This window comes from Cycloclasticus sp. P1 (assembly GCF_000299965.1).
GTDB classification, from domain to species: Bacteria; Pseudomonadota; Gammaproteobacteria; order Methylococcales; family Cycloclasticaceae; genus Cycloclasticus; species Cycloclasticus pugetii.
On the sequence record NC_018697.1, the window covers coordinates 620,412 to 632,857 of the forward strand.

Consider the following 12,446-nt stretch of genomic DNA (forward strand, 5'->3'; position numbering starts at 1 on the left):
TTTACAGTGTGTACAGGTAAAAGTGGCTGTTTCACCATCATGGATAATAGTGGTGATTGTCCAATGGTCGCATTTAGTGCAAAGGTCTTTGATATGCATAGTGATGATTACTTGTTTTTGCTAAGTTTGTGTATATGGTCGCTAATAAAAAATGCAGGGTCAACCTTGCTTTTATTAAGATAAATATTCCAATGCAAGTGAGCACCTGTTACTCGACCGGTGGTGCCAATTTCGGCTATTTTTTGCCCTTGTTTAACAGTGTCTCCAATGCTGACAAAGGTTTTGTTTAAATGGAAGTAGCCGCTAATCAACCCCTGTCCATGATCAACCAATACTGTGTTGCCGTTAAAAAAATAATCCCCGACGTCTAGAATAGTGCCCGCAGCTGGTGAGGTAACAGGGGTGCCCGTAGGCGCTGCGATATCTAAGCCGCTATGTGGTTTTCTCGGTTGATTATTAAAAAAACGTTTTAAGCCAAACGGACTGCTGAGTCGGCCATGCGTTGGTAAGCTAAACTCAACTTGTGGGGGCGTGTCAGACCAAGTAGATAAGGCTTTAGAGAGCGTTTTTTTCTCGCGATTGATACGCTCCATATCCATTTTATTTGGGTTGATCATGCGTTTATTTTTGGGCGTTTTTTTTAAAGTAATGTATTGAGCTGGGTAGGTTTTATCGCTAACTTCAAATGTCGTGACTTGAGCCGTTTGTTGATCTAGCAATTTATGAGTGCCAGGTTTTGCTGACAAGGGAATTCCAACAATAGCCACCCATTGATTATTTTTAAGTAGGGTTAACACTTTATTATTTTGATAATAGAGGGCCGGCTGTGTTTGAGACTTCAGTGGAATAACGGCAATACCACCGGGTACGGGATGATGTTGAGGGAAAGCGTGCGCCGTTTGCATAAACAAAAGGCTAATAGCGAGTACATAAGCGTTAAGTGTTTTCATGGATACTTTCTATATTGGTTTTCAATACCCCATTCGTTAATTGAATATTGATTTTTTCACCTAAAACAACCTGATGAATATTTTTCACGATTGTACCATCAGCCTCACGCTTGCTGATGCTATAGCCTCGCGCTAAAGTAGCTAAGGGGCTGAGTGTCTCAAGCCCTTTGTTACAGTCGGTAAAACGTAAGCGTGCTTGTTGTAAGTTCAGTTGTATTGGTTTAGGTAAGCGTTGTTGAAGACGTATTAGCCGTTGTTCTAAAGCGTGTGCCTGATGACTAGGGTTATTGTTTAAGAGGCGGGCGCGTAGTTCGGATAGGCGGAGTTTTCGCTGTTGTAAAACACGTTGAGGTGTTTGCATTAAACGAGCATGGTAATCATCTAAGCGCTGGGCATGAGCTTGCAATTGTGCGCCTGGGTGGGAACGCTTTAATCGGTGGTGGAGGTGATTTAAGGTTTGTTTTTTATCTGATAAATGACTCGATAATGTATTTGTTAACTGCTTAGCTAAATAATTAAAATGACTCAGCCATTGGTGTTGGTCAGGGCTGACCCGTTCGGCTGCTGCGGAGGGTGTGGCGGCGCGATGATCCGCAACAAAGTCAGCGATGGTAAAGTCTACTTCATGACCAATGGCGCTAATAATCGGTATAGATGAGTGATAAATTGCTCGTGCAACAATTTCTTCATTAAAGGCCCATAAATCCTCTAATGAACCACCGCCACGAGCGAGAATAAGAACGTCACAATCTTTACGCTCATTAGCCAACTTGATGGCACTTACAATTTCGTTTTTAGCACCATCGCCTTGCACGGTAACGGGGTAAATCAGCACAGGTAAGGCGGGGAAACGGTTATTTAATACGGTTAAAATATCATGAATAGCCGCCCCGCTGGATGAGGTGATAACGCCGACTTTTTTGGCTAATTCAGGCAGTGGTTTTTTATGTTGCTCATCATAAAGCCCTTCGAGTGACAGTTTGTTTTTTAACATCTCAAACTGTTGTCGAAGAGCGCCTTCGCCAGCAGCTTCCATGTGTTCAGCAATTAACTGGAAATTTCCACGAGCCTCATAAAGGCTAACCCGAGCTTTTAAGGTAATGCGCATGCCATTGTCTGGTTTGAAACCTACTTTGCGAAGTTGGGCGCGAAACATGGCACATTGCACTTGGGCTTTATCGTCTTTTAAGGTGAAGTAAATATGCCCGGACACAGGACGAGATAAGTTAGATATTTCACCTTCGATGCAGAGTGTTAAAAATGTTCCCTCAAGCAAAATTCGTGTTTCCCGACACAACTCGGAGACGGTATAAATGTGTGTATTGTCGCGCATAATGTCGGAAAGCTATCTATTAGATGATTATTAACGGAGCATACCTTATAATGAGCTGCTTTTTCTACGACAAGCCCGAGATAATATGCGATTCGAACAAGAAGCTTTAACATTTGATGATGTTTTGTTGGTGCCAGCTCATTCTACGGTACTTCCTCGTGATGTCAGCCTGACAACACAGCTTACACGTGGCATTTCTCTAAATATTCCTATTCTATCTGCCGCGATGGATACAGTAACTGAGGCTCGTTTAGCCATTGCGTTGGCTCAAGAAGGCGGCATCGGCATTATTCATAAAAACATGACGGTTAAGCAGCAAGCGCTAGAGGTAATGAAGGTGAAGCGTTTTGAAAGTGGTGTTGTTAAAGACCCGATTACTGTTACGTCCGATACGACCATTCGAGATGTTATTGCAATAACCCGTCAACACAATATTTCAGGTGTTCCAGTTGTTAATGGCACAGACCTTGTGGGTATTGTAACCAGCCGTGATTTACGTTTTGAAACGCACCTAGATGGCTTAATTGAATCAGCGATGACGCCTAAAGAAAAGCTGGTTACTGTTCAAGAAGGGGCGAGTAAAGAAGAGGTCATTGGTCTGTTGCATAAACACCGTATTGAAAAAGTGTTGGTGGTGAATAAAAACTTCAAACTTTGCGGCATGATTACCGTTAAGGATATTCAAAAAGCTAAGGACTATCCGAAAGCATGTAAGGATAACCAAGAACGTCTTCGCGTTGGGGCAGCCGTTGGAACGGGGCATGGCACAGAAGAACGCATTGAAGCTCTAGTTGATGCTGGGGTTGATGTGGTTATTGTTGATACTGCCCATGGGCATTCTCAGGGCGTTTTAGATCGTGTTTCGTGGGTAAAAAAGAATTACCCCGACTTGCAAGTTATTGGGGGCAACATTGCTACCGCTGATGCAGCCTTAGCATTGGCAGATGCGGGTGCCGATGCGGTTAAAGTAGGTATTGGTCCAGGGTCTATTTGTACCACACGTATCGTTGCCGGTGTTGGTGTGCCACAAATTACAGCAGTTGATAATGCTGTTCAGGCATTGAAAGGAATGGGTATTCCCGTTATATCTGATGGAGGCGTACGCTACTCTGGCGATGTGGCAAAAATTATTGCTGCTGGCGCCAGCTCGGTAATGTTAGGTAGCCTACTTGCAGGTACAGAAGAAGCACCGGGCGAAGTGGAGTTATTTCAAGGCCGTTCCTACAAAAGCTATCGCGGTATGGGCTCATTAGGTGCGATGTCTCAACAAGAAGGGTCAAGTGATCGTTATTTCCAAGAAAGTAGTGATACTGAAAAGCTAGTGCCAGAAGGTATTGAAGGTCGCGTGGCTTATAAAGGCAGCATGGTCAGTATTGTACATCAGCTTATTGGCGGCTTACGCTCTAGTATGGGGTATACCGGCTGTGAAAGCATTGAAGAGATGCGGCATAAAGCAAAATTTGTTCGAGTTACCAGTGCTGGCATGCGTGAAAGCCATGTCCACGATGTGACGATTACCAAAGAAGCACCAAATTATCGTGTTGAACGATAATAAAGAGGTTTAGTTTGAATACACAGCAACACGAAGATATCCATTCTCATAAAATTCTAATTTTAGATTTTGGTTCGCAATACACACAGTTAATTGCTCGACGCATACGCGAAATAGGTGTGTATTGTGAAATTTATCCATACGATGTTGAATCGCAATCGATTAGCGATTTTAAGGCGAATGGCATCATTTTGTCGGGTGGCCCCGAAACTGTTACAAATGGTGATGCGCCCCAAGCGCCCAGCATTGTTTTTGAATTATCTGTGCCTGTCTTAGGTATTTGTTATGGCATGCAGACAATGGCGGCTCAAATGGGTGGTCGTGTTGAGGCATCTGAGGTTAAAGAATTCGGTTATGCCAGTATTCGAGCACGTGGACATACAGAGTTATTAAGAGATATTGAAGATCATACCACGCCAGAGGGTTATGGCATGTTGGATGTATGGATGAGCCACGGCGACAAAGTGGTTGAGCTGCCTGAAGGTTTCAAATTGATGGCAAGCACCGAAAGCGCTCCTATCGCAGGTATGGCTGATGAGGATAAACATTTTTACGGCCTACAGTTTCACCCGGAAGTAACGCATACAAAACAAGGAGGGCGAATTTTAAGTCGCTTTGTTTTGGATATTTGTCAGTGTGAGGCATTGTGGACGTCAAAAAACATTATTGACAGTAGTATTGAATCTGTTCGCGAACAAGTTGGTAACGAACAAGTGGTGTTAGGTTTATCGGGCGGTGTTGACTCTTCTGTTGTTGCTGCGTTATTGCATAAGGCGATTGGTCAACAGCTGATCTGTGTATTTGTTGATACGGGTTTGCTTCGTTTAAACGAAGGGGATCAAGTAATGGCCATGTTTGCTGAACACATGGGGGTTAATGTTATACGTGTTAATGCCGAACAACGCTACCTTGATAAATTAAAAGGTGTTTCTGACCCTGAAGAGAAAAGAATTATTATTGGTAATCTATTTGTTGAAATTTTTGATGAAGAATCAGCAAAGTTAACCAATGCAAAATGGTTGGCCCAAGGCACCATTTACCCGGATGTTATTGAGTCAGCAGGGGCTAAAACAGGTAAGGCGCATCTTATCAAGTCACACCATAATGTAGGTGGATTACCAAAAGACATGAAGTTAAAGCTGGTTGAACCCCTACGTGAGCTTTTTAAAGATGAAGTTCGGCAAATTGGGGTGGAGCTTGGCTTACCATCGGATATGGTCTATCGTCACCCGTTTCCCGGTCCAGGCCTTGGCGTAAGAATATTAGGTGAAGTAAAAAAAGAATACGCAGATTTATTGCGTCTGGCCGATGACATCTTTATTAGCGAATTATATAAACACGACTTGTATCATAAAACTAGTCAGGCATTTGCGGTGTTTTTACCGGTTAAATCAGTGGGTGTTACTGGTGATGGTCGGCGCTATGAATATGTTATTGCATTACGTGCAGTTGAAACGATCGACTTTATGACAGCGCGTTGGGCGCAGCTTCCCTATGACTTTTTAGGACATGTGTCGAACCGTATTATTAATGAAATATCAGGTATTTCCCGTGTTACCTACGATATTTCAGGAAAGCCACCTGCCACGATAGAGTGGGAATAACTTCAGAAAATAGGTAACAGGCTGAATGAGTTTAAAATATTCAGCTTGTTACCTTTACTTCTTGTGCTATTAAGCTGTGTTAGGCAAATTCTTTCAACACTATAATTCGTGATACTCTTGTCCTTAAGTTAGGGGGTGAATAATGCCTATGCCGTGTCAAAAGTGCTATACAGGGCACAAAAAATCGACAACTCCCTAATATTATTTAAAGCGTGTGGCAAAAAAATGCTATTTTGACCATAGCTACACCCTCATTGTATTGAACAGCACTACATAAGCGAGGGTTGGCAGAAAGCTTTATATATGCAGGCCTTTATGGAAGCTATGTGAAGTAACACCAACATGCCACAAGATCAGCAGGAGTTTTAAAGATGAGTAATAAGGCCAGCCATAAACCAAGCTTGAAATGGCCCGTAAGAGTAAGAATTTTGCAGGCCCTCGTTGTTACGGTTGTTATTGGCCTAGCTGCTTGGCTGTGGTGGCTTGCACAAGCAAAGGGTTTGCCAGAAGGTTTTGCTGCAGGTAATGGGCGGATCGAAGCGGTAGAGATAGACGTTGCGGCTAAGACCGCAGGTCGGGTCAAGGATATTTTGGCTAACGAAGGTGATTTTGTCCAAGCTGGGCAGCAACTGGCAAGGATGGATGTGGCGGTTCTAGAGGCGCAACTGCGCGAGGAAGAAGCGCAACTGAGACGTGCACTTATCGGCATTGAAACCGCACAAAGCCATGTAACCCAGCGTGAAGCTGAGAAGCGGGCAAACGAAGCATTGATTGCCCAGAGGAAGGCTGAGCTTGATGCCGCGAAGAAACGCCTTATCCGTTCGCAAGAGTTAGTATTGAAAGGGGCTGGGCCTGTATCACAGCAAGATGATGACCGCGCCGCTTTTCAGGCCGCGAAGGCCGCCGTAAGTGCTGCTGAGGCTCAGGCGGCTGCCGCACAAGCTGCTATAGGGCGAGCTAAATCTGATGTTATTGGAGCAGAAGCTTCTGTGGAAGCGGTACGAGCGGGCATCCAGCGCATTCAAGCAGATATCGAAGACAGCGTCCTGAAGTCGCCGCGTGATGGCCGTATCCAATACCGTGTTGCACAGCCGGGCGAGGTGCTTTCTCCGGGGGGCGTGGTGCTGAACATGGTCGATCTAGCAGATGTTTATATGACTTTCTTTTTACCGACCGAGCAAGCTGGACGTGTCGCTTTAGGTGCCGAGGCTAGGCTCGTACTAGATGCAGCTTTGCAATATGTTGTTCCAGCCAAGATTTCCTTTGTTGCCGATGTGGCGCAGTTCACTCCCAAGGCAGTAGAAACGGAAGAAGAGCGTCAGAAGCTAATGTTCAGAATTAAGGCGCAGATTGACCCGCAACTGCTCAGGAAACATCTTTACCAAGTCAAAACCGGCCTTCCCGGTATGGCTTATGTACGGCTCGATTCGCAGGCAGGCTGGCCCCCTGAGCTGCAAGTCAAGCTGCCAAAATGAATCAAAATAACAGCGAAAAGACGAATAAGCACGATCAGTTAGCTATGCCGGTTGCCCGCTTGCAAGCCGTCACCTTACGATACAAGAAGGCGCATGCGCTTGACGGCATTAACCTTGATATTCCAGCCGGTTGTATGGCTGGGTTGATTGGCCCAGATGGAGTTGGTAAATCGAGCTTGTTGGCGCTGATTGCCGGCGCTCGCGCAGTTCAAGATGGTAAGGTCGAGGTACTTAGCGGTGATATGGCGAATGCGCGCCACCGACGAAGCGTGGGGCCGCGGGTTGCTTATATGCCACAGGGCCTGGGGCGCAACCTCTATGCGACACTGTCAGTACGTGAGAACCTCGACTTCTTTGGTCGTCTGTTTGGGCATGACGGTGACGAAAGGGCGCGTCGAATCGAGGCGTTAACCGAAGCCACAGGGTTAAAGTCGTTTCTCGATAGAGCGGCAGGTAAACTTTCAGGTGGAATGAAGCAGAAGTTAGGCCTTTGTTGTGCATTGATTCACGACCCGGATCTCCTGATTCTTGACGAGCCGACTACCGGTGTCGATCCGCTCTCACGACGCCAGTTCTGGGAGTTGATTGACAGAATCCGTTTCTCTCGCCCCGGCATGAGTGTGCTAGTGGCAACCGCCTATATGGAGGAGGCAGCTCGCTTCGACTGGTTAGCCGCGATGTATGGTGGCCAGGTATTGGCTTGTGATAGCCCCGAAGGCTTGTTACAGGGTCAAGGAGTGGATTCGTTAGAGGCGGCATTTATCCAGTTGTTGCCAGAAGACAAACGACGAAACTATCGTGCTGTGGACATACCACCGCGACTGAAAGATGGTGCGGATACTGCGATTGAGGCGCAAGATTTGACCATGCGATTTGGTGACTTTACTGCGGTAGACCATGTCAACCTGCGTGTCCCACGAGGTGAGATTTTCGGCTTCCTAGGTTCGAATGGTTGCGGCAAGACCACGACCATGAAGATGTTGACAGGTCTTTTACCGCCGAGCGAAGGCCGGGCTTGGCTGTTTGGACAAGAGGTGGACCCACACGATCTTGCAACGCGCCGCCGCGTTGGTTATATGTCACAGTTTTTTTCGCTGTACACCGAGCTGACGGTACGACAGAACTTAGCGTTGCATGCCCGGCTGTTTCATGTGCCCGCCGCTGATATTTCGCGACGAGTGGAAGACATGATTGAACGTTTTGACCTAGCCACCGTAGTGGATAATTTGCCGGGTGGGTTGCCTGTTGGTCTTAGGCAACGTTTATCGCTAGCGGTGGCGATGATCCACAAGCCAGAAATGTTAATCCTCGATGAGCCAACTTCGGGCGTTGACCCAGTTGCGCGCGATGCTTTTTGGCGTATGTTGGTTGAGCTGTCGCGTGATGATGGTGTGACCATTTTTATTTCTACCCATTTTATGAACGAAGCTGAACGTTGTGATCGAATTTCGCTGATGCACGCAGGTCAGATACTGGTGACTGACACGCCTGATGCTTTGATCAGGCAGCGGGGAGTGGAGACATTGGAAGAGGCGTTTGTGGCGCATTTAGAAGAAGCATCGGAGACAGAAACTGCTGAAAAACCAGCAGATGAGAGAGCGTCGCTCGATGCAATAAATGCTTCAGCCGCTCACGTTGAGCCGAAGGGTTGGCGGCGCTGGTTCGACTCTCGACGGATGATCAGTTATGCCCGACGAGAAGGGTTGGAGTTGCGCCGTGACCCGATCCGGCTGACCTTAGCACTGGTCGGTAGCGTGATATTAATGTTTGTGATGGGCTACGGCATCAGCCTAGACGTGGAGGACCTTACGTTTGCGGTGCTAGATCGAGACCAGACGACCATGAGTCGCGACTATACACTTAATCTTGCCGGCTCACGCTACTTCATTGAGCAAGCACCCATTACCAATGTTGCCGATTTGGATCGGCGAATGCGCGAAGGCGATATCAGTTTGGCCATTGAAATTCCGCAGGGCTTCGCGCGCGACATCGCCAGGGGGCGGCGGGTTGAGATAGGCGCCTGGATTGATGGCGCGATGCCATCACGGGGTGAAACGACTCGAGGTTATGTGCAAGGGATTCATGCCCAGTGGCTTGGGACCAAGGCGCGTGAAGCCGGTTACGGTGAGGCTTTGGCAGGTCTCGTTAATATTGAGACTCGGTTCCGTTATAACCCAGATGTTAAAAGCCTAGTTGCCATGGTGCCGGCTGTTATTCCGCTTTTGTTGATGTTGATTCCGGCGATGCTCGCGGCGCTCAGTGTGGTCCGGGAGAAGGAGCTTGGCTCGATTACCAATTTTTATGTCACCCCAACGACGCGGCTCGAATTTCTGCTGGGTAAGCAACTGCCTTATGTGATGCTATCTTTTTTGAGCTTTTTGTTGCTGACACTGCTTGCGGTGACTGTTTTCGGTGTGCCGCTGAAGGGTAGCTTTCTGACCTTAGCAATAGGGGCATTGCTTTATGTTGGTTGCGCAACTGCGGTGGGTTTGCTGATCTCTACTTTCATGCGTAGCCAGATTGCGGCAATCTTCGGTACTGCGGTATTGACGATCCTGCCAGCAGCCAATTTCTCGGGCATGATTGATCCAGTGTCGTCTTTAGAAGGAATGGGGCGGATGATCGGTGAGGTTTATCCAACGACTCATTTTTTAACAATCGCACGGGGTACTTTCTCAAAGGCGTTGAACTTTTCCGACCTGCATGCGTCTTTCCTTCCGTTGGTATTGGCTGTGCCGGTGTTGATCGGCTTGTCTGCCATAATGCTTAAGAAGCAGGAGAGGTAGTCCATGCGTCTTGCTAATATTTTCCACATTGGTGTTAAGGAGTTGCGCAGTGTCGTGCGTGATCCGATTATGCTTGTGTTGATCGTTTATGCCTTTACCGTTTCAGTTTATACGGCCGCTACGGCCATGCCAGAGAGCCTTAACAAGGCGCCGATTGCGGTTGTAAACGAGGATCGCTCTCCGCTGTCATGGCGTATTGTTAGTGCTTTTTACCCACCGTATTTTGTTCCGCCTGACGTGATTGATCAAGCACAGATGGATGCTCGCATGGATGCTGGCCTTGACACCTTTGCACTGGATATTCCGCCGAACTTTCAACGTGATGTGCTAGCGGGGCGGCGGCCAACGATTCAGCTTAATGTTGATGCCACGCGGATGAGCCAAGCCTTTACCGGTAGCCGATATATACAAACTATCGTTGCTGACGAAGTGCAGACCTTTGCGCAGCGCTACCGTGAGGTTCCGGAGTTGCCGGTTGACTTGGCGCTACGGGCGCGATTTAATCCCCAGCTTAATAAGTCGTGGTTTGGTGCGATTATGCAGGTCATCAACAACGTGACGATGTTGTCTATTGTTCTTACTGGCGCGGCGCTGATTCGCGAACGCGAGCACGGTACCGTCGAGCACCTGCTGGTAATGCCGGTTACGCCTTTTGAGATTATGACCAGCAAGGTCTGGGCAATGGGGCTGGTTGTACTTGTTGCTACCGCCTTTGCATTAACCGCGGTTGTGCAAGGCTGGCTGTCGGTGCCGATTCAAGGCTCACTGGGGTTATTCCTAGTTGGCGCGGCGTTGCATTTGTTTGCGACTACCTCAATGGGTATTTTCCTCGGCACTGTCGCCCGTTCGATGCCACAGTTTGCTCTGCTATTGATGTTGGTGTTACTGCCGTTGCAGATGCTCTCTGGTGGCTCGACGCCGCGCGAGAGCATGCCGGAGCTCGTTCAATTGGTCATGTTTGCTGCACCGAATACACACTTTGTGATGCTTGCTCAGGCGATTCTCTATCGTGGTGCTGGTTTTGCCGCTGTCTGGCCGCAATTTCTTGCCATTACGGCGATCGGCGTTGTGCTGTTCTCACTTGCGCTCTCACGTTTTCGGCGCACTATTAGTAGCATGGCATAAGAATAGTTTCTAGGTATCGAGCGAATGCGAGTAAAGCCCTAACGGCTCGACTTATGAAAATTGGCAGTATTGATAGTGGTTAAGTTATTGATGTGGTAGGTTAGTTTTATGAATCAAACGCTCCTAAAGTACAAGTTAGTGTTGCTTCCATTAGTGTTGGTCATGCTATTAGATTTTGCGTTGTTGGCGATTAACTACTATGTTACTGCTCAAATTGAAGTATCTGCTAAGAACATCAATATCGCGGGTCGACAGCGGATGTTATCGCAGAAAATTATAAAGTTAGCGTCCCTTATTCATAATTCATCGCAGCATCAGACAGTTCCTCTGGGTGATATGGATAAACTGGCTAAAGCAGTTGCCTTATTTGATGAAACATTAAATGCTTTTAGTGAAGGTGGTACGGCTACAGCGGCTTCAGGTGAGGTCATATTTATTGACAAGCTGGTTGATGAAGATGCTAGAGAACGCTTATTTGACGCTCAGTATATTTGGCGACCATTGCATGAGGAATTAAGCTATTTTCTATCATCTCAAGCAGTTTCAGCATCATTTTCCCACCAGATGATGAAGGACTTGGCTAAGCATGATGAAGAACTATTGAGCTTGATGAATGAACTAACCATTAGTTTAGAAGAAGAGGCTAAGGCTGAGACATTTTTTTTAAGAAGTATTCAAACAGCGACAGTTTTACTTATTTTTGTTTGCTTTTGTATTGCTACAATAAGACTTATTCGTAGAGAAGACTATTACGATAATCTGATGGAAAAAACGACAGATATTGTGATTGGGGTTGATGTTAAAACAGCGCTGACCACTTTTGTTAGTGGGTCTGTGGTTGAATTACTTGGCTTCAACCAACAACATTACCTTTTAAAGCCAGCGAGTTTGTTTTTTGTAAAAGAATCGAAAGCTGTTTTTTCGGAAATATTGGAGGCAGTTGATAAGACAGGCCGTTTACCTACTAGTCGGTGTGAGGTGCGATTGCTAAAAAGTGATGATAGTATTTTAGTCGCAGACATTGTGATGCAAACCGCGTTGAGTGAGAACGGCAAAAATGTAGAAGTGACGGCTGCCATTAGAGATATATCGGAAAGGAAAGCAGCTGAAGCCATTCTTATTGAGCAAGCACATAAAGACGAGTTAACGGGATTGCCCAATCGTATTGTGTTTTATGAGTTGGCGGAACATGCGCTTAGTATTGCGCAAAGAAATAAAACGAGACTGGCGATACTGTATATCGATTTAGATCAATTTAAACCTATTAACGATACCTATGGGCACGGTGTTGGCGATACGGTGTTGCAAACAACGGCGAATCGAATTGCTGCTTGCATTAGGAAATCTGACAGTGTTTTTCGTATTGGTGGCGATGAATTTATTGTGTTACTTGAAGGGCAAGTGGATGATGAGGGGGTAAGGCGTCTTGCCGAGAATATTATTCAATCAGTTTCTAACAGCATAATGGTCAACGGTGATAGTTGTCAGATTGGTGCCAGTATTGGCGTTGCATTTTATCCAGACGATGGCGCAGATATTGATGTGTTAACACAAAAGGCAGATAAAGCGATGTATACAGTGAAACATTCAGGACGAAACAATGTGGCCTTTGCTGAATAAA

Annotated in this window: 8 protein-coding genes; 6 read left to right on the forward strand and 2 right to left on the reverse strand. The window is 46.5% G+C overall.

Annotation, left to right across the window (positions count from 1 at the left end):
* Positions 1-107: 107 nt before the first annotated feature.
* Together Q91_RS03080 and xseA are read right to left on the reverse strand one after the other, a co-directional pair.
* Complete coding sequence (locus Q91_RS03080; RefSeq protein WP_015005422.1) at positions 108-950, reverse strand: peptidoglycan DD-metalloendopeptidase family protein; 843 nt, start codon at positions 948-950, stop codon at positions 108-110.
* Complete coding sequence (gene xseA / locus Q91_RS03085; RefSeq protein WP_015005423.1) at positions 937-2,283, reverse strand: exodeoxyribonuclease VII large subunit; 1,347 nt, start codon at positions 2,281-2,283, stop codon at positions 937-939. Before xseA ends, Q91_RS03080 begins: the two co-directional genes overlap by 14 nt.
* A gap of 85 nt (positions 2,284-2,368) precedes the next feature.
* Here xseA and guaB point away from each other — a divergent pair, with 85 nt between their 5' ends.
* The 6 genes from guaB to Q91_RS03115 all read left to right on the forward strand — a co-directional run bounded on the left by guaB (position 2,369) and on the right by Q91_RS03115 (position 12,445).
* Positions 2,369-3,835 (forward strand): IMP dehydrogenase, encoded by a 1,467-nt coding sequence (guaB, locus tag Q91_RS03090; RefSeq protein WP_015005424.1) that lies wholly within the window; start codon positions 2,369-2,371, stop codon positions 3,833-3,835.
* A gap of 14 nt (positions 3,836-3,849) precedes the next feature.
* Positions 3,850-5,439 carry a glutamine-hydrolyzing GMP synthase gene (gene guaA, locus Q91_RS03095; RefSeq protein WP_015005425.1) on the forward strand — a complete coding sequence of 530 codons (1,590 nt, stop codon included), beginning with the start codon at positions 3,850-3,852 and terminating at the stop codon, positions 5,437-5,439.
* A gap of 371 nt (positions 5,440-5,810) precedes the next feature.
* Positions 5,811-6,914, forward strand: a complete 1,104-nt coding sequence (locus Q91_RS03100) for an HlyD family secretion protein (RefSeq protein ID WP_015005426.1) — start codon at positions 5,811-5,813, stop codon at positions 6,912-6,914.
* A complete protein-coding gene (gene rbbA / locus Q91_RS03105) occupies positions 6,911-9,700 on the forward strand; it encodes a ribosome-associated ATPase/putative transporter RbbA (RefSeq protein WP_015005427.1) in 2,790 nt (929 codons plus the stop codon). Before Q91_RS03100 ends, rbbA begins: the two co-directional genes overlap by 4 nt.
* Before the next feature lie 3 nt (positions 9,701-9,703).
* A complete protein-coding gene (locus Q91_RS03110; protein ID WP_015005428.1) occupies positions 9,704-10,825 on the forward strand; it encodes an ABC transporter permease in 1,122 nt (373 codons plus the stop codon).
* Between the two features lie 108 nt (positions 10,826-10,933).
* Positions 10,934-12,445, forward strand: a complete 1,512-nt coding sequence (locus Q91_RS03115) for a diguanylate cyclase domain-containing protein (protein WP_015005429.1) — start codon at positions 10,934-10,936, stop codon at positions 12,443-12,445.
* The last annotated feature ends 1 nt before the right edge of the window (position 12,446 follow it).